Annotated in this window: 14 protein-coding genes; 5 read left to right on the plus strand and 9 right to left on the minus strand. The window is 68.7% G+C overall.

Annotation, left to right across the window (positions count from 1 at the left end):
- The first annotated feature begins 28 nt into the window (after window positions 1-28).
- The 3 genes from WG209_RS20410 to WG209_RS20420 all read left to right on the plus strand — a co-directional run bounded on the left by WG209_RS20410 (window position 29) and on the right by WG209_RS20420 (window position 6,792).
- Window positions 29-547 (plus strand): hypothetical protein, encoded by a 519-nt coding sequence (locus tag WG209_RS20410; protein ID WP_337176938.1) that lies wholly within the window; start codon window positions 29-31, stop codon window positions 545-547.
- Window positions 548-589: 42 nt separating this feature from the next.
- Window positions 590-3,547, plus strand: a complete 2,958-nt coding sequence (locus WG209_RS20415) for an FAD-linked oxidase C-terminal domain-containing protein (protein ID WP_337176939.1) — start codon at window positions 590-592, stop codon at window positions 3,545-3,547.
- A gap of 362 nt (window positions 3,548-3,909) precedes the next feature.
- Window positions 3,910-6,792 (plus strand): POTRA domain-containing protein, encoded by a 2,883-nt coding sequence (locus WG209_RS20420; RefSeq protein WP_337176940.1) that lies wholly within the window; start codon window positions 3,910-3,912, stop codon window positions 6,790-6,792.
- 86 nt (window positions 6,793-6,878) lie between these two features.
- Here the strand turns inward: WG209_RS20420 and WG209_RS20425 are convergent, their stop codons facing one another.
- Window positions 6,879-7,997: a hypothetical protein gene (locus WG209_RS20425; RefSeq protein ID WP_337176941.1), complete on the minus strand. Its 1,119-nt coding sequence runs from the start codon at window positions 7,995-7,997 to the stop codon at window positions 6,879-6,881.
- 156 nt (window positions 7,998-8,153) lie between these two features.
- On the opposite strand from WG209_RS20425, the gene WG209_RS20430 reads away from it, so the two are divergent.
- Together WG209_RS20430 and WG209_RS20435 are read left to right on the plus strand one after the other, a co-directional pair.
- The gene (locus WG209_RS20430; protein WP_337176942.1) at window positions 8,154-8,699 is read left to right on the plus strand and encodes a hypothetical protein; all 546 of its coding nucleotides are present in this window, start codon (window positions 8,154-8,156) and stop codon (window positions 8,697-8,699) included.
- Window positions 8,700-8,716: 17 nt separating this feature from the next.
- Window positions 8,717-9,991: an MFS transporter gene (locus tag WG209_RS20435; protein ID WP_337176943.1), complete on the plus strand. Its 1,275-nt coding sequence runs from the start codon at window positions 8,717-8,719 to the stop codon at window positions 9,989-9,991.
- Window positions 9,992-10,266: 275 nt separating this feature from the next.
- On the opposite strand, the gene WG209_RS20440 is transcribed toward WG209_RS20435, so the two are convergent.
- The 8 genes from WG209_RS20440 to WG209_RS20475 form a co-directional block, all read right to left on the minus strand.
- Window positions 10,267-11,259 (minus strand): sigma-70 family RNA polymerase sigma factor, encoded by a 993-nt coding sequence (locus WG209_RS20440; protein ID WP_337176944.1) that lies wholly within the window; start codon window positions 11,257-11,259, stop codon window positions 10,267-10,269.
- Between the two features lie 40 nt (window positions 11,260-11,299).
- Window positions 11,300-11,725, minus strand: coding sequence for a hypothetical protein (locus WG209_RS20445; protein ID WP_337176945.1), 426 nt, complete (start codon window positions 11,723-11,725; stop codon window positions 11,300-11,302).
- Window positions 11,726-11,778: 53 nt separating this feature from the next.
- Window positions 11,779-12,537, minus strand: a complete 759-nt coding sequence (locus WG209_RS20450) for a pentapeptide repeat-containing protein (RefSeq protein ID WP_337176946.1) — start codon at window positions 12,535-12,537, stop codon at window positions 11,779-11,781.
- A gap of 122 nt (window positions 12,538-12,659) precedes the next feature.
- Complete coding sequence (locus WG209_RS20455; protein WP_337176947.1) at window positions 12,660-12,941, minus strand: hypothetical protein; 282 nt, start codon at window positions 12,939-12,941, stop codon at window positions 12,660-12,662.
- Between the two features lie 897 nt (window positions 12,942-13,838).
- On the minus strand, window positions 13,839-14,786 hold the full coding sequence (locus WG209_RS20460) for a glycosyltransferase family 2 protein (RefSeq protein WP_337176948.1): 948 nt from the start codon (window positions 14,784-14,786) through the stop codon (window positions 13,839-13,841).
- Between the two features lie 912 nt (window positions 14,787-15,698).
- Window positions 15,699-16,025 (minus strand): hypothetical protein, encoded by a 327-nt coding sequence (locus WG209_RS20465; RefSeq protein ID WP_337176949.1) that lies wholly within the window; start codon window positions 16,023-16,025, stop codon window positions 15,699-15,701.
- A 27-nt stretch (window positions 16,026-16,052) separates the two neighbouring features.
- Window positions 16,053-18,050, minus strand: a complete 1,998-nt coding sequence (locus WG209_RS20470) for a hypothetical protein (protein WP_337176950.1) — start codon at window positions 18,048-18,050, stop codon at window positions 16,053-16,055.
- A 145-nt stretch (window positions 18,051-18,195) separates the two neighbouring features.
- Window positions 18,196-18,987 (minus strand): hypothetical protein, encoded by a 792-nt coding sequence (locus WG209_RS20475; protein WP_337176951.1) that lies wholly within the window; start codon window positions 18,985-18,987, stop codon window positions 18,196-18,198.
- Window positions 18,988-18,991 lie beyond the last annotated feature (4 nt).

Below are 18,991 nucleotides of genomic sequence, written 5' to 3' on the forward strand. Positions count from 1 at the left end.
GTCCGGCTCGCGGAGGTGAAGTCGCCCGATGGAATTGACTTTCGAGTGCCCCGAGTGCCGGATGATCGACCATACCGCCGACGTCGAGTCGGCCGGCCACGCCGCCTGCCGCCATTGCGGCTCCTCTCGGGAACTCCCGGCGGAGGCGTTCGACGCGGCGGGGGGGCTGCTCGCCTGCCCGATGTGCGGGGGAACGGACCTTTACGCCCGCAAGGATTTCTCGACGGCGGTCGGGCTGGCCGTCGTGATCACGGGAATCGCCGTGGCCCTGGTCTTCTGGTACTATGAAAGGCCGTCGCCGGCCTACCTGGCGCTGGGCGCGTCGGTGCTGCTGGACATGGCTCTTTATCGCCGGGTGCCGGACCTCGTGGCCTGCTACCGCTGCCTCGCCCAGGTGAGGGGCCCGGGGAACAACCCCGGGGGGCGGTATCGCATGTTCGACCACTGGGCGGGAGAGCGCCATCGTCCTGGGCACCCCGGCCCCGCCGCGTCCGATGGCCTCGAAGTCTCGGCCGTGGCGGTCGAGCCCGGCGCGGGATCGACGTAAGCCCCTTGCCCCGCCGCCCCCCATCGAGGTCCGATCCCCGACGTGGACGAACGCCGAGCCCGCATCCATGACGACCTCCGCGGGATCGTCGCCGGGGACCTCTACTTCGAGCCCCTGCTCCGGGCCCCGTACGCGCTTGGAGCCGGGCCGCATGAAGTCGATCCGCTCGGGGCGGTGGCCCCGCGGACGGCCGAGGACGTGGCGGCCCTCGCCCGGTACGCCTCGGAGAACAGCCTGACGCTCCACCCCCGCGGGGCCGCGACCGATCATGGCGGCGGGGCGATCGGCGACGGCCTGATCGTGGACTTCAGCCGCCATCTCCGGCGGATCGTCGCCATCGACGAGGACCGCGTGGAGGCCGAGGCCGGCGTGGTGGTGGACGCGCTGAACGCCCGACTCGCCCTCCGGGGCCGTCGCCTGGAGCCGACGCCGGCGACCTCCGAGGCCGCGACGATCGGCGGCGCGATCGGCGTCGACGCGCGTGGGGCGCGATCTTGCCGGTTCGGCCCGACCGGCCGATGGGTCGACCGCCTCGGCGTGGTCTTCGCCCAGGGGGAGTCGGCCGAGGTCGGCTTCGAGCCCTGGCCGGACTTCGAGGACGAGCCGGCCGACTACAAGCGCCTGGTCGTCCGCAAGCTCCAGCGCGTCTACAAGCACCGGCTCCCGGCGCGCGACGCGAGGCGGGCCGGCGAGGACTTCAGCGCCAGGGCCGGCTACGCGACGGCGGCGGCGACCGACGAGGGGGTCGACATGGCCCGCCTCCTCTGCGGCTCGGAAGGGACGCTGGCGATGATCGTCCGGGCGACCCTGCGGACGGTCCCGCTCCCGGCCGCCACCGTGACGGTCGTCCTCCCCTTCGCGCGGCTCGTGGAGGCCGCTGGCTGCGTGCCATTCCTCACCGGCGGCGACACGGCGCCGTCGGCCTGCGACCTGTTCGACTGGCGCTCGGTCAGCCTGGCGAGGGACGCCGAGCCGCTGATCGCCGAGCACGTCGGCGAATCGGTCGAGTCGCTGATGGTGGTCGAGTTCGAGGGGGACTCCGCCGTCGACGTGGCCGATCGGGCGCGGCTGCTGATCGAGAAGGCTCGCCGCACCGGCCTGCTGTCGGCCGACCCCGTCGTGTTCCAGCGCCGGGCCGACTGCGAGCGGCTGGCGGGCCTGCGGCGGCGGATCGAGCCCCTGTTCCTGCGGGGCCGGGGCCGGTCGGCGCCCTCGACGATCGTGGACGACGTGGCGGTCCCCGTCGAGCGCCTGGCCCCGACCATCCGCGCCCTCCAGGACGTGCTGCGCCGTCGCGACCTGACGTGGACCCTGGACGTCCTCGCGGCCGAGGGGCGGATCCGGATGCGGCCGTTCCTGGACCCGGGCGAGGCCGATCCCGACGCCCTGGCCCGGCTCGACGACATGGCGTCGGAGTTCTTCTCCGTCGTGCTGGAGGCGGGTGGGACGGTGGCCGCCTCTCGCGGCCTGGGCCGGTCGCGGACGTCGCTCCTGCCTCGCCAGCTCGGCGAGGCCGCGCGCGTGTTCCGGGATGTGAAGGACGCGTTCGACCCCACCCACCTGCTCAACCCCGGGATCATCGTCGACGACCTCCGCGCCACCCCCCCCGCGCCGAAGGCCTTCCCCCCCCTTCCCCTCCCGCCGCCGGCACCGCCGGCGTCGCCGATCCTGCCGGTCCTACGCTGGCCCGGGGATGACATGCTGACGGTCGCGTCGGCCTGCAACGGCTGCGGGGCCTGCCGGAGCCGCGAGCCGACCACCCGGATGTGCCCGAGCTTCCGCGCGTACGGCGAGGAATCGGCCTCCCCTCGGGCCCACGCGAACCTCGTCCGCCGGCTCGCCGCCGGCCTGCACGACCCGAAGGCGTGGGGATCGGCGGACTTCCGCGCGATCGTCGGCTCCTGCATCCACTGCAAGATGTGCCAGCCGGAGTGCCCGGCGGGCGTGGACGTGTCGAGCCTGGTGATGGAGGCCAAGGCCGCGTTCGTCGAGGACCACGGCCTGGCCCCCGGGGACTGGATCTTCTCCCGGCTGGAGATGTGGGCCCGGCTCGCCAGCCGGTTCCCGATCGCCTCCAACTTCCTGATGTCGAGGCGTGGGGCCCGCTGGCTGCTGGAGCGGGCCCTGGGCGTCTCGCGGCGTCGCGTCCTGCCGCCGGTCCGCCGCACGCCGTTCACGAGGCGGGCGTCGCGACTGGGGCTGAGCCGGCCCAGGCCGTCGCGACCGGGCCCGCGCGTCGTCTACTTCGTGGATCTGTACGCCAATTACTACGACCAGGAACTGGCCGAGTCGGTCGTCGGGGTGCTCCAACAGGCGGGCGTCAACGTCTACGTCCCGACCGCCCAGCGAAGCGCGGGGATGGCCCCGCTGGTCGTCGGCGACGTGGACCACGCCCGCGAGCTGGCCCTGCGGAACCTGCGCGTGCTCGGAGACGCGGTCCGGGACGGCTACACCGTGGTCTGCTCCGAGCCGACCGCGGCGCTGATGCTGCGCCAGGAGTACGTCAAGCTCACTGACGACCTCGACGCCGAGCTGGTCGCCCGCGCCACGATGGATCTCGGCCAGTACCTCCAGGGCCTGGACGCGCGCGGGCAGCTCCCCGCGCCGATCGAGCCGGTGCGGGCGCGGGTGGGCTACCATCAGCCCTGCCACCTGCGCGCGCTCGACGTCGGCCTGCCGGGGTTCGACCTCCTGCGCAAGATCCCGGAGATGGACGTGGAGTTCATCGACCGGGGATGCTCGGGGATGGGGGGGACCTTCGGCCTCCGCCGGCACCAGTTCCGGGCCAGCCTTCGCGCTGGCCGGGGCCTGCACCGCCGGATGATGGACGACGACATCGAGATCGGGTCGACCGAATGCGGGGCGTGTCGGATCCAGATGGAACAAGGGGTCGCCAAGCGCACCCTCCACCCGATCAAGCTGCTGGCCCTCTCCTACGGCCTGAACCCGCCGCTGCGGCTCCGCTTCAAGGATCCCAAGCCCCGGCACGAGATGTCGTGAGCGCCGCCGTCGGCGGGCTCCTCGCCATTCGGCCTTGCGGGCCCGGCGGGACTTGAGTAAAAAGCCCCCGCCTGTCACGTCTTCGTCAAGCAGGCTCGCGCGGATGTCGGGGCGGTCGCGACCAGGAAGGGCGCGAGGCCCGATCCGATGGGCCCCGAGGAGGGGCCGGGCCGCGACACATCCTTTGAGCGCATGTCCGGATTGGATGGGGGGGCGATCGTCGCCGCCCTCAACTTCTGCTGGGATGATCGACCGAAGCGCCGCCAAAGCTCCCGCGCCCTCGGGCGTGGCGCGAGGCCGCCGGGCGATCGCTCATGACGTATCAAGTGGCCAGACGCCTTCCGGCGCCAGGGACGGATCCGGTGGAGCGAAATCTCATCGAAGCCCACGTCATACACCCGATGCGGCCCGGCGGCGCCCGCGCCCTCGTCGCGCTCGCGACGCTCCTCGCGACGCTCCTCGCGCCGGCGGTCGTCCGCGCCCAGGCCCCCCCCAAGGGGACCGTCGTGGAGGTCCGGATCGAGGGGAACGCGAGCATCTCCGCCGAGAAGATCCGCGGCAAGCTGCTCAGCAAGGCGAACTCCCCCTACGACCAGCAGAAGGTCGACGCGGACCTCCGCACGCTGATCGGGACCAAGTGGTTCTCCGACGTCGAGCCGTTCTACGAGGAGAAGCCGCCCGGATCCGGGGACATCGTCCTGATCTTCCGCGTCCGGGAGATGCCCATCCTCAAGAAAGTCGAGCTACGCGGCCGGCGGAAGGTCTCGCAGAAGGAGATCGAGGAGAACACGGGGCTGAAGGTCGGCAACCGGGCCGATCCCACCCGCACCCGGCTGGCCGTCCAGCAGATCGAGCGGCTCTACGTCGAGAAGGGGTACGAGCTGGCCCAGGTTACGCTCCTGAAGGGGGGCGACCCGGGCGACACCGAGGTCGTCATCCAGATCTTCGAGGGGGACCGGTTCCACCTGGCCTCCATCGACTTCAAGGGGAACGTCTTCGCGACCGACGCCCAGCTCTGGACGAAGATCACCAGCCGTCGGCCCATCATCGGCTCGCTCGGCGGGCGATATCACCGCGAGATGCTCGACGAGGACGCCCGCAGGCTGATCGACTACTACCAGTCGCAGGGTTACTTCGAGGTGAAGGTCACGCCGGTCACCCGCCCGGGGGCGAACCTGGGCGACGTCCACCTGACCTTCGTCGTCTCCGAGGGCGTCCGCTATCACGTCCGCGACCTGGTGTTCGAGGGGCACCAACGCCTCAAGGAAGAGCAACTCCGCGAAGGGCTCCAGCTCCACTCCGGCAAGCCGTTCCTGGACGTCGTCCGCGACGCCGACCGCCAGACCTTGCTCAACCGATACTACGAGCTTGGCTGCATCAAGACACAGGTCGTCGCCGAGCCGCGATTCACCAACGAACCTGGCATCGTCGACTTGGTCTACAAGATCGACGAGAGCCAGCCCTTCACGCTTGGCGAGATCAAGATCCGGGGCAACAGCCGGACGCGGAGCGATGTGATCCTCCGCGAGTTCTGGCAGGCCGGGCTCCTCCCCGGCGAGGTCCTGGACCAGAACCGCCTCGCGCTGGCGCAGAAGCGGTTGGCGAACCTCGGCTATTTCAACACCAACCCCGAGATGGGCCGGTTGATCGAGGCGAAGATCGTCAACGAGCGCCCTCACGACAAGCCGTACAACGATCCGCTCCCCAGCCTCCTCAGCGAGCTGACCGGGGCCCGCATGCAGAACGCCGACGACTTACTGTTCGAAGGGATGGCCCGAGCCGACGAGGCTCCGGCGACTCCCGCGCCGACGCCGGCCGCCCCGGCGGCGACCCCGACCAAGACGTCGGCGCCGACACCGACCGTCCGGATGCAGGACGACGTGCCGGATCTGGTCCCCGCGCCGGAGGGATCGAGGCTGGGCGTCGACGAGGGGCTGTCGCCGCTGCGTCCGTTCGGATCGGGGGGGAGCTTCTTCAGCCCGCCGGCCAACACGGTGCCCCCGATCGCCGTCCCCGCGCCGGCGGGTCCCCCCGTCATCGGGGCGCCCGGGGCCGCCGTCCCCGGCCGCGATCAGCCGCCGGTCGGGTCGGGCGAGCCCCCCGGGTCGTTCCCGAGCATCCCGGGCCTGAACATGACCGACGTCGGCCCCGACCGAAACGACCCGTTCCCGAACCGCTCCTATGCCGACATCGTGACCACCCTTGAGGAAGCCCCCACGGGCCGGCTGATGGTGGGCGTGGCGGCGAGCAGCTTCCAGGGCCTCTTCGGCAACGTCACGGTCTACGAGAAGAACTTCGACCTCTTCAACGTCCCGCGCTCGTTCAACGACATCTTCAACGGCACGGCGTTCCGCGGCGGCGGGCAGGAGTTCCGCATGGACCTCCAGCCCGGCACGTTGATCAACCGCTTCCAGATGAGCATCCGGGAGCCTTACCTCTTCGGCATGCCGATCGGCGGCGCCGCGGCCGGCTACATGTTCAACCGCCTCTATCCCAACTGGAGCGAGGCCCGCGGCGGCGGCCGATTCTCGCTCGGCCGGCAGTTCGGCACCAGCACCTACGCCGACGTCGCCATGCGGGTCGAGGACGTCAACTTCTACGGCTATCGCAACCCGGCGCCGGCGCAGTACCTCGCGGCCAGCGGGCATTCGTTCCTCGCCTCGCTCCGCCCGAGCCTCCGGTTCGACAATCGCAACAGCCCGTTCATGGCGACCAAGGGCCAGTACGCCGAGTTCTCGTTCGAGCAGGGCTGGGGCGACTACACCTGGTCCAAGTTCGACGCCGAGGGGCGCATGCACTACACGACCGGCAGCCGCCCCGACGGCTCCGGCAAGAGGTTCTTCACCCTCCGCGGCCACTTCGGCATCGCGACGCACTCGCTGCCGGTCTATGAGCGCTTCTATGCCGGTAACTTCGGCAGCCTTCGCGGATTCCAGTATCGCACGGTCAGCCCGAAGGCCCTGGGCGTCCCGGTCGGCGGCGTGATGATGGCCCTGGGATCGCTGGAATACCAGTTCCCCTGGACGGCCGCCGACACCGTCCATCAGGTCGTCTTCACCGACTTCGGCACGGTCGAGAACGACTACACCTTCAGCAAGGCGCGCGTCTCCGTCGGCACCGGCCTGCGGCTGATGATCCCCGCCCTGGGGCCGGTCCCCCTGGGCTTCGACATCGCCTTCCCCGTCATGTACGCCGAGGGGGACGCCCTGCGGTACTTCAACTTCAGCATGTCCGCGAGCTATTAAAGGCCGGCGAGCCAGAGGGATGCAAGGCGCCGGGGAGGCCCGCGCTCCGCGAGGGAGTCCGGCGTGCCCGGCGGCTCGCGTCCCGCTCAGCCTCGACCCGCCTTCCTCGGCTCCGACGCCTCGCGGGCGAGCCGATTCTGGAGGAGGGCCAGCACCGCCGCCTCCTCCGGCTTGAGCGACCCGAGCGACCGGGACGCCACGCGGGCCGCGCGGGCGCGGAGGGCTTCGAGAATGGAGCCTTCGAGGTAGGCGTCGACGACGGCGGGATGGATGTAGCACTTGCGGCAGACGCTAGGCGTGTTGCCCAGGCGTTGGGCCACCCGCTCGATTGCCCTCACGACGTTTTGCTTCGCCTGCGCCTCGCTGTCGAACTTCTCGAACTCCCGCAAGGCGATCGAGGCCAGGACTGTCCCGGCCCAGGTGCGGAAGTCCTTCGCGGTGAAGTCCCGCCCCGAGATCTCGCGGAGGTAGTCGTTGACGTCCTCCGAGTCCAGGTGTTGGGGGGCACCATCGTCGTCGATGTAAGTGAACAACTCCTGGCCGGGCAGCTCCTGGCATCGTGAGACGACGCGGGCTAGCCGCCGGTCCTTGATTGAGATTTGATGCTTGACGCCGCTCTTGCCCTTGAAGCGGAACTGGATGCACGCGCCGTCGACCGTGGCGTGACGGTTCCTCATCGTGGTCAGGCCGAACGACCGATTCGTCCTCGCGTACTCCTCGTTCCCGACGCGGATGAGGGACAACTCCAGGAGTTGGACGACGGTCGCGAGCAACTTGCGCCGCGGCATGCCCGGGAGCCGTAGATCGGCGTCGGTCGCCTCGCGGATACGCGGTAGGGCCTGCCCGAAGGCGATCATCCGGCCGTACTTGGCGTCGTCGCGTAGCCTCCTCCATCGAGGATGGTAGCGATACTGCTTCCGTCCCTTCGCGTCCCTCCCGGTCGCCTGGATGTGCCCGCGCTCGGACGGGCAGATCCAGACTTCGGTCCAGGCCGGCGGGATCGCCAATGCCTTGATCCGGGATAATATCGCCTCGTCCCGGATCGGCTTCCCGTTCTCGTCGAAGTAGCGGAACAACTTGCCCGACCGCCTACGTCCGATCCCCGGGCTCTCGTCGCTCGTGTAACGCAGCCCGGCTCCCTTCGCTTCGAGCGGCGGGGCTTCGGGGCACAGGCGCGAAGGGCGGGCGGTGGGAGTCATGCTCATGGAAGGCGTCTCTAGCAATCTCGGCGCCGGCCACGGGGCCAGTCGCCGGGCGAGAGGGCCGGATCGGTTGCATGGTGGGCGGGCGACCCGATAGTGTGGTACTCTCGCGGGCGGATACCCCGGCGGTGAATCGAAGGTAGGATTGATTGGGCTCGGATGATTCGTCTCTATCTGGTGCTGGCGGTCACGGGGGTCTCGCTGCTTTCGGCGGCTTTCGCGACGGGGATAGCGGCGTCAACCCTGCCCGGCGGCAGGGTCGGGGCGTGGGGCGGCGTACACCTCGTGGCGTCGCTGTTCACGGTGTTGGCGTTGCTGGTGATCCACTCGATGGTCTATACCTACTTCATCGCCACGACGCGGTGGGTGAAGGAGGCGTCGCTGGCCTACGACCTGCCGGATTGGCTGGTCGGGCAGGCGAGGCGGAACAAGGGACGCGTTAGCCGGTTCATCATGGGCGGCGCGGCGACGGTCGCGATCGCGGCCTGGGCGGGCGCGGCCGCGGACACTCGGGGGGCGGCCTACGCGCCGCTGCACCTGGCCGGGGCGTCGTTCGCGCTGGGGTTCAACGCGGTGGCGTTCGTCGTCGAGTATGCCGTCGTCGTGGCGCACCAGCGGCTGCTCGCCGAGTTGAACGCCCAGGCCGGCCGCGCCCGGGCGTCGAGAGGCGACGAGTCGTCGGCGGATGAAGCAACATCGTCGTGAGCAGGATTCGCATGAAGATGAACGGAGATGTGATCGGGAATGTCGCCCCGCGAGGGCCGGCCGCGAGGCCCCCGCGGTCCGCGCTGGGGCTGGTGGTCCTGATCGTCCTGATCGACCTGATGGGCTTCTCGCTGGTGATGCCCCTGCTGGGGTTCCTGGGCGACCGGTTCAAGCTCGACGGCTGGCAGCTTGGGTTGCTTTTCGCGGCTTTCCCGATCTGTCAGCTCGTGGCCGGGCCAATACTCGGAAGGCTGAGCGATCGCTATGGGCGTCGGCCGGTGCTGGTCTTCAGCCAGGCGGGCACCGCGCTCTCGTTCGTGATCATGGGGCTGGCCAACGACTTTCCCACCCTGCTGCTGGGCAGGATGCTCGACGGGTTCTCCGGCGGGAACATCATGGTGGCCCAGGCTTACGTCGCCGACGTGACGAAGCCGGAGGACCGTGCCCGGGGGATGGGCATGATCGGCATGGCGTTCGGTCTGGGGTTCGTCCTCGGGCCGTTGGTCGGGGGTCTGCTCGTCGACCTGCCGGTCTCGCCGGACTGGTCGCTACGCATCCCGTTCCTGGCCGCCGCGGGGTTCTCGACGGTGGCCCTTGCCCTCGTGATCGCCCGGCTCCCGGAGAGCCTCTCCGCAGGGAGCGAGCCGAAGTCCAGGGCGAGGGTCGTGTCGTGGCGCGGGCTCCTGGACCTCTTCCGGTTGAAGGGGGTGGGCGTGCTAGCGTTGCTCGCGTTCCTGTCGATCCTGGCGTGGGCGGCTTTCGAAGGGACGTTCGCGGTGTATCTCCAGCGTAGGATGGGCTGGCCGGAGCGAAACGCGGCGTACGCGTTCGCCGCGGCGGGGCTGGTTTCCGCGGTCGTCCAGGGGGGGCTCATCCGTTCGCTGGTCCCCCGGTTCGGGGAAGCGCGGCTGATCTTGGCCGGCGGCATCCTGGCGGGTATCGGATTCGTGATCGCGGCGTCACTCTCCGGGGCGAGCGTCGTCCCGCTCGCCGTGGCGATCATCCTGGCCTCTGCCGGGTCGGGGCTGCTCACGCCAGCGATCACCGGGCTGGTCTCGCGCATCACGCCCAGTGGGGAACAAGGGGCGGTGTTCGGCACGTTGGCTTCGATCCAAACCTTGGCCAGGATCGTCAGCTATATGCTGGCGAACGTACTGCTGGATCGGGTCTCCCCTTCGGCCCCCTACTGGTTCGCCGCCGCCGTGTATGCGCTGATGCTGGCCGTCTCGGCCACCGCTATGGGACGCCTTTCCGCTGCCCTTCGAGGAGCTCGCGACCCGATGAACGCCTGACCGAGCGAACGATCTCGGGTGTCCTTTGGACGGTGCACCGACAAGGATTCGTCGATATTCTCCCCCAGCCCAGAACTCCCCGGCCACCGGCCATGCGTCGCAAGTTTCCACGTTCGAAACGGCAAGCGGCCCCGCCGGCGCGTCTCGGATGAGACGCGCCGGCGGGGCCGGTGTGATGAATCGATCGGGAAGGGCCGCGACGAGCAGACGGGATTCACTGGCGATCAGGCCGAGCACGCCGGCCGCCCCTGGGGCCGTCTCTGTTGGCTCGGGGATCAGGCCGACTTCCGCAAGCCGATGGTGGGGCGATCGCTCGGCCTCGCGCGATTGGATTCGTCGCCTGATCCGGGCTCGAGGATCGCCTGAAGCTTCGCGAGAGCGGCGCGTTCGATCGACCTCAGTTGATGGATCGGCATGCCGATCTCGGCGGACAGTTCCCGGAAGGTCCTCCAGCCCTCGCCCCTCGTGGAGACCCTGGCAGGGACATCCGCCCCGCGGCGAGACCGGGCGGGGCTGGTCGCCGACTTCGCGAAGGACTCGTCGAGCCGGTAGCGACGCCTCACGAGCCAGGCCTCGATCAACGTCAATCGTCGCATCGCCGCGTACAGTCGCTCCATCGATTCGGCGATCTCCAGGGGCTCCTGGGGGGGAGACAGTTGAGCCAGGGCGGCGTCGCAGGCCGGCTCGCTGATCGAAGCGATTGCGCGGGGTTGAAGCTCTCCGCGCATGTCTCGAAGGAGCTTGAGCCCCCGTCCTTCGAGGCCCGTGCGCTCGGCCACCGCTTCAAAGTCCTCGTCCGTGGACCCGTCCGCGCCGATGCTCGCGTCGCCGGCAGCGATGAGCTGCTCCCGGGCCTTCTCGAATCGTCGTCGAAGCAGGGTGAGATAGTAGGGGTATCGAATGGTGGTCGTCTGTTCGGCCAGGACTCGCCGGATGGTATACCGAATCCAACAGGCCGCGTAGTTGACGAAACGATTCCCGTGGGTCTCGGGATCGAAATCGCTCGCGGCCCTGAGGAGCCCCATGGTCCCTTCCTGGATCAGGTCGTTGAGGTCGACCACGCGATTGTGCCCGCGAAAGGCCGAGGCGATGCGTCGGACCAGCGGTAGGTTCGCGAGAATTAGTTCCTCGCGCGCCTCGCCGTCGCCCTCCTTGATCCTGGCCGCGAGGTAACGCTCGCGCTCCGCGGTGAGCGGGGAGGCCTGGTCCTTCTTGTGGCTCGGGCGGGAAGTGCCGCGGGTGTCAGTCTCGGCGATGCGGTCGATCATGGTGGCCGGCGCTCCGAATCTGCGGGGAAACGTTTCGACTTCAGTCCTGGGAGTCGAGGGAGGCCCAGATGACCCGGAGGCGAGGCCGCTGGCGACGGGCGACCCTATCGTCCCTGAAGACCCGGAGCCGCCATGCGTCGCGGCCGACGGCGTCGATGGCTTCCTTCGCGGAGGCGAAAGGGATGCTGTGGGGCGAGCCGCCGACGCTCGTCACCGGCCGGACGTACCAGCGTCCGGCGCGATGGCCCGACTCGAACTGCGACCGGAACATCGGGGTGTAGACGAGCACGTCCTCGCCGCTGGGGCGGTCGTGGAGGCGGAAGGCCCCGCTCGCCTGCCGATGGGCGGCGTGGGCCCTCGGCAGGGAGATGGAATCGACCGGAGCGACACGCAGCATCGCCATGTCGCGCGAGGAGGAGGCGATCGTCGGGCGTCGTCGGACGGCGTGCGTGCGAGCGGGGGTCATCGTCGACTCCAGATGCATGGGACGTGGTCGGGTCTACTCGTTTCGGGGCGCGGCTAGATGGATTTCCGACGCAAGGCGCCGCGAGCGTGTACGGATCGCGTCCAGTAGAAGTTGTCGGAGGTTGTCCCGGAGGTCGGGTCGCACGGCGGGCTCTCCACCTCGACCGCGTCCGCCGCCAGTCGACCAAGAAGTTCCGAAGCGCCGTCTCCCGGTTGGATGGCGGGGCGGACGACGGAGATCACCCAGCCGATCAGATCAGGGCGGCGGGCTGCCGCGGCGAGCCAGGCGTAAGGTCGCACGTCGGGAGTCAGCGCGATCTCGGCGATTAGGCCATGGGCACCGGGCTGATTCCAGGCCTGCCGCCTGAGCAACTCGAGGGCGAACGCGGAGCCACGCCAATCGAGCCGGGCACCGTCGAGTTGGGCACCGGTGGCGCAGGCATCGCGTAGATCGGCGCCCGTGAAGTCGGCCCCACGGAGGTCGGCCCGGCGGAGGTCGGCCCGGCGGAGGTCCGCCCCTCGCAGATCGGCCTCGATCAGCGTCGACGATCGGAGGTCGGCCCCCACCAGCGAGGCCGAGCGGAGGTCGGCTCGACCGAAGTAGGAGCCGGACAGGCTCGCCCCTTCGAGGGCCGCCCCGCGAAGGTCGGCGCTGGGCAGGAAGCATCGGGGAGCGTCGAGGCCGTTGAGGTCGGCGTAAGCGAGCGATCCGCGAGCTTCGACGATCAGCTCGATCGCCCGGGCAGGAGTCTCGGCCTGGACTCGGGCGAGGATCCCGGTCCGCCATCGCCGGAATAACGTGAAGTTGGCCATGGTGCTCGGTCTCGCGGGATGGGGGTGATGCTGCTTCCTTCGCATGAGGTCCGGAGAACGCCGAGTGGGTGCCCCGCGGCGAGGCGAAGCGGCCATGGGACGCGACGTGGCCGGGCCATGCATCAGGCGGGACCGATCGGGCCGCCGAGCGGAGGGGTCGGGAAGACCGGCGGGGGCGGGAAGCCCGGGAAGTCGCCCGGATCGGGCTCGACATCGGGGGTCGGGTAGACCGGGATCACGGGCTCCGGATCGGGGACGAACGGCGGCTCATCGTCGTCCTCGATCACGACGACCGGCCTGAGCACGGTGCCCGCCTTCATGGCCCCGACGAGGCCGCTGAGGCTCAACCGCTGTTCGAGCCCTTCGAGGCCGGAGGAGAGCGAAAATTCGAAGAATCGGCTCATCTTGGTGTCCTGTTGCGATGGCTGCTGGCGTCGCTTGGGAATGGCTTGGGGATGCGTGGGTGACCCGTGTGAGTCGTCTGCCTCCTGTGCCTCCCCGCATGTACGATGGGATGATCCACGGCACCCAATCCCTGATTTCAGGATTTCCGTTGGCTTCTGCAAATGCGCATGGATCGGTCCCCGACCCCGTCTGGGCGGACCGCGACGGCGCGGGGGCGTCCCGTCTTACGGAGAGCGTTTCGCTGACTACGTCCCGGTGGCGGAAGGCAGATTGCGAAGTATTCACCAACGCGCGACCTAGTCCGCTCGAGGGCAGGTAGGGCACACGGATTGGCCGAAGGATCGGGGAGAGATACGCGCCGGAGGGTCATGACGCGCTTGAAATCGAGACCGGTCGTTCGGTTCGACCTGACGGGGCGTCTTACGCGGTCACGAGCGAGGCTCGCCGCCAGGTCGAGTCGGGAGCGGGTCATCCGGCGACATCAGGAGAGGATCCGCCTCAATCGGACGTGGCACCTGGTTCGTCGGATAGGCATTCGAAGCAGTCCGACAGGCTGACGAAGCTATTGATACCCCGGCCTAGACCGCATTCGGCCCCTCCAGTGCATCCGCATGCCGGACGCCCCGACCGGTGGGAGCAGGCGCGCGCCGCTCGGAGCAACCTAAGGGAATCCGATAGAGGGCGTCGGGGTGTTAACGGAGTCGCGTCGGCGTCGATCGAGAGGGCCGGCAGGTAGGACGGGTCGAACGACGGATGGCCGGGGTCGACAAGCTGGCAGAGCCTGGGGAGGTCGACCCCCGCGCAGCGCGAACCGATGGCGAGCGGGCAGCCGGGGCATCGGCTACCGCTAATTTCATGGGTGTGCATATTGAAGTGTGGCTATGGCAATCGGCGTGTCAGGGCCGATCGGCTTCGCGGTCGGCCTCGGCGCGAGAAGGTCGGTCGCGGAGGATGTAGGTGGGCCGCCGCTTGACTTCGAGGAAGATCAGTCGGATGTACTCGCCGATGATCCCAAGGCTCAATAATTGGACCGAGCCCATGAAGAGGACGATGACCGCGCCGCTGGCCCAGCCCGCCGGGGATTTGCCGTGGGCGAGCGCGTCGTGGAAGATCCAAATCGAGAGCCCGGTCGCCACTCCGACGGCGGCCAATCCCAGGTAAGTGGCGAGGCGGAGGGGTCGGCCGCTGAAGCTGATGAGACCGTCGATGGCCAGCGCGATCAGGCGGCCGAGGGTGTATTTCGGCGTCCCCGCCCCGCGCGCGGGGCGGTCGTATTCGAGGCCAACCTGATCGAAGCCCACGAACGATCTCAACCCGCGGATGAAACGCATCCTCTCCGGCAGATGGACGAGGACGTCCACGACCTTGCGGTCCATCAGGCAGAAGTCGCCGCTATCGAGCGGGATGTCCATGTCGCTGATCGCGCTCAGGATCCGATAAAACGCGAAGTAGCCGAGCCGCTTCGGCCAGGCCTCTTCGCGGCGACGTCGCACGGCGTAGACGACCTCGTGGCCCTGGCGCCATTTGTCGATCATCGCCGGGATTAGTTCGGGCGGATCCTGCAGGTCGCCGTCGATGACGACGACCCCTCCTCCCCGGGCATGGTCCAAGCCGGCGGAAACCGCGGCCTGATGCCCGAAATTGCGGCTGAGGTGCAGCGCGACGACCCGTCGGTCTCGATCCGCCAACTCGTCGATCCGCGATGGGGTCCCGTCGCGCGCGCCGTCGTCGACGAGGATGATCTCGTAATCCAGCCCGGTCCCGGAGAGGGACGACTTGAGGCGGCGGTACAACTCGTGGAGGTTCTCCTCTTCGTTGTACAGCGGGACGACTACGCTGATCATGGCTGCGGGCCCGCGGTGGCTGATCGATCATGGACCTCGCGAGAGGTGGCTGCGGACGAGCCCGCGAGACGCAAGCTTCCCGAGGGCGAAGCCGAGACTATAGGCCCTGACCGGGCGCGAGCAACCCCAATCGTGAGCTACCGCGTGATGGTGAACTTCGTGTAGCCCTGGCTCGACAACGCCGGACAGGAGGATGTCGTGTATTGCAGGAGGAAAGGGTCGCACGACTGGATCGTTAGGGGAAGGCTCACAGGCGACGCCCCGGAACTGGCACAGGTGACAGGTCGGCCGGTCGGGCACGGCGCTCCCGCGAAATGGCTCGCGGAGAAGATCCCGACGCCGGAGCCGCAGCTCAGGCGGAAGGTGACCTGGTTGACGCACCCCGTCGTCCATTCGTCGACACCATTGAAGTGCAGCGAGACCGAATGCGTCCCTAACAATGTGTTTGTCAGAGTCAGGGTCAAATCCCCGCGGGGTATGCCACAGTCGCCGCAAGGTAGGCTTGCCGGCCGACCACCGAACTCCGATATCCATCGCCCGCCCGATGCGTGGACGGTGAGGAGTTCTCCGGCCCTGGGGGTGACCGACCCCACGACGACGACAGGGATGGAGCGCGACGGATCCGCCCAGACTCCCGCCTTAGACCCCTCGGTCTCGGGGCCGTCGAGGCTCACGGGACTGACGAGGAAGACCTTGTCGGTCACGGTCGGCATTGAACCGGAATTTCGAACGCGTCCGATGAATCGAGGGGGGCCGGTATCCGGGGCGGGGTCGAGTCCGGGGGAGCGACCGGGACCATTCCAGGATCCGCTCTCCTGGCGTTCGTCCCATCGAAGCCGCAGGGTGCGAATAGGGTCATACGGCATGGTTCACCCGCTGAGACCACGTGGGGGATGTGGCGCGCCCGCCGGATCAACCATCGTAGCGGAAGGCCCATCGCCCGCCGCTGGAATGGATGATGAGTCTCGTTCCGACCGGCGGGATCCTAGACCCGAGGTTGAGGGCCATGATGATGCGCGAGGGGTCGCCGGTGAATGTTACGGCGGCCCCCTCGGTCTCGGGCCCATCGATCCGCAGGGGAGTGCAGGCATAGTAGGCGGAGGCGGCCGCGGGGTACGCCCCCACGGCCTTGGTCTGGACCAGCGCCGCTCCCGAGTGCTGGCCGCTCGCGTCGTCCAGACGTCGGGCGGCGGAGGCGACACTCGCCTGCCGGTCGCGCATGACGCGTGCATCGGTCATCGGATCAATGCTCCCTGAGCATGCGAGTCAGGCGTTCCGCTCGACGTCGGCGTTGGAAAGCTCGACGGTGGTCGCCTGGCGATCGTCGTGAAATTCCCATGAGACGGCCGAGATCGTGGGGTATGCCGGGGCTTCCCCCTGAGCTTCTCCGATGTTGGTCTGGAGGGCGACGTCACGCCCGTCGATCCGGGCCACGCGGTCTCCGACCCGATAGGCGGTGACGAGTCCTGGGAGGGTCGCCCAACCCACCGTGGGCGGCAGCTCATGGGCCGCGCGGAGTTGTCTCGCCCAGGCGACGGCCCGTTCCGTATCGTCCCGCGCCGTCTTCGGCTCGGTGCCGGGGTTGTGGAGAGAGCCGGCGGCGATCGTCTCGAGGGCGAAGTGGTCGCGGGCGTCGACCCTTCGCCTGCGCGTGTAGGAGGTCGGCGACGCCGGTCGCGAGTCAACCGCGGCGGGGAGCATCAGGTCGTCCTCGATCACCGTGGTCAGGCGGAGCACGAATCGAGTATTAGATCCTGATGGGTTGGCCTGACTGGTCACGCCGCGTAGGGTCTTGCTGGGCTCTTGCGGGACGCTTCCGGTGTACTCGCCGATGCCCCAAGCTTCCGGGTCCTCGGCCACGACTTGGATCCCCAGCCGGTCCTCCAGGAGTTGCCATCCCCCCTCGATTGGCTGCCAGTGGCCGGACCCGTCCCACACGCCCGGCACCGGTCCAGTGTAGTCGCGGGACAAGGCGAGCTGGGCCCGAAGAGGGCGACCCTCCGCGTCGCGAGTCGCCAGGGTGGTCGATCCGGGCCGCAGTCGTTTGACGTAGGTGGGGTTACCCTCCTCGTCGTCAGGGAACAGAGGGGCGAGATCCAGCGCCGTGTCCGACCAGGAGGAGGTGGAGGCCTCCCAGTGGCCGTCGCCGGCTTCGTCTGCGACGTAGTATCGATACTTTCGGCGGTCCACTCCGTCGGCCGCGGCGAGGTTGGATCGGAGGAATCGCACCCGTTGAGCCGCCGATTCATCGCCCGCCTTGGGGATGAATCCGGGAGCCAGCACGAGCGAGGCCTCGACGCGCCGCTGGGCCGTCTCGACCGTGACGGCGTTCACGATCGAGCGAGAGTCTCGGCGAAGGTGCAAGGCGGAGACGTTGCAGCGCGCGGGATCGAGTTCCGATCCCGCCCCCGACAGCAAGAGGTCTCGGAGTGGACCTCCCGCATCCGCGTCCTTGCGATACACTTCGACCTCGTGGCGAGGCGAGCCGTCCGCTTCCTCGGTCGTGACGAATCGCATGCCGAAGCCCGCGAATTCGAGCTGCTCCGCCAGGGCTTCGGGCCAGGGCTTGTTCGTGGCGTCGTAGTCGCGGATGACGACGTCCGCGGCCGTGCCTCGTCCGATGGGATTCGCGCCCGGGGCCGGCCCCCTCGACTGGAGCAGAGCGTCCAGACGATCAAAGTCGGGATTCCTTACGAAGGCCTGGTCGTTATGGACCGAGAGGATGTATCGGGCGAATTTCCCGAGCGTCCAGTAGGTCCTCGGGTCGGGATCGCGGTCCAGGTCCGGATCGAGGAACACGGGATAACGAGTCGATGCCTCGGATGGCTCGACGTCGGCGCCGTCAGGGGTACAGTTCGGCTTACCGTCCGGGTTAAAGCGGGCGGGAAGGTGCACGAGGATCGTCTCGCCGTCCCACGGGGCGTCGGCGTGGCGCTGGAGACGCCCGCCGATCGGGTCATCCCAACACCGGGTCGCGACTCCCACCGCGAGGAAGGAAACCCGCTGGGAGTGCGGCTCCAGGTCGATCTGAGGCGCCTGCGCAAATCCGTCGAAGAGAACCTTGGATTCGCCATGGGGGCCGGCGGCCAAGACCACGAGGCGGTCGTCGTTTTTGACGACGTAGGGGCCCGTGGCGTCTTGAGGCCAGAGGCGCCCGAAGTCGAACGGCGTCGGCTCGGCGGGGGAGGCGTCGTCGAGGACGTAGCGGAACCAGGCCGCGGGCGGCTCGGGCCCCTCGGCGTGCCGGATCCGTTCGCAGATCACGTTCGGGAGCACTTCGAAGGCGGCCCCGCCCTCGGCCTGTGGATCATGGCGGCAGACGCGGATGGCCGTGGCCGGCCTCGTTAGCGGTGCCCTGAATGGATCGAAATCGAAACTTGCAGGCATGCCGTGCGTCCTCTCGCGGCGGTCAGCCGAGCAGGCCCATCGCCTTCAAATCGTTGATCAACGCGTTGAGCAACTGAGTCGTGTTTTCGGAGAATATCCTCAGATTTTCATATGAAACTCTGAGGCTGTTCAGGTCGCTGGCCTGGGCGTAGGGGGAGCCCCCCTGGCCCGAGCCAATTCCCGCGAACGCGGCCGTCCTGACTGCCGGAGCGTAGGCCATCAGGTTTCTGGAGGCCGCCGTGTATTCTTGCGAGTACATCCCCGGTCGTGCGACGGGGGGCGCCCCCCAGAACCCGAGCTTTTGGGTCGCAGAGGTTCCGATCTTGAACCCGGAAGCGGACCCGGCCGCCAGGGAGGCACCGTCGTTCATGGTCCCGCCGGAGGGCGTGAGGAAAGGCCTGGAATTACTCCCGACGGTTGCGCAGACGATCCGGAGGTCCGTGATGCTCGCGACGCTCGATGAATCGGTGACGGCGATCGCGAGCGGAACGTGGGATGACGTGGGGAACCCCGAGGTCGATACGGCTATCTCGCCGTCGTCGGTCAGGTGGATATATGAGGTGGATTCGGCGACGAGCACGATCGATGTCGCGCCGGCGAAAACCACCACGGTGCCGTCGCCGCGCTGGAATCGACCCGGGGCAGCCTGGACCCTCGTCGAGGTGCTGGGAGACTCGGCGGTCGTGACGCAGAGCCCCCCGATCGGCGCCAGGGCGTCGAGGGCGTCGGCGTTGGCATTCAGCGGGACGTTCCACTCCCGCTCGGCCGGCCCTGGCTTCGCGAGCTTCGCTCTCGTGGTGTAAGTCGTGGCCATTGGA

This window comes from Paludisphaera sp. (assembly GCF_037189885.1).
GTDB lineage: Bacteria > Planctomycetota > Planctomycetia > Isosphaerales > Isosphaeraceae > Paludisphaera.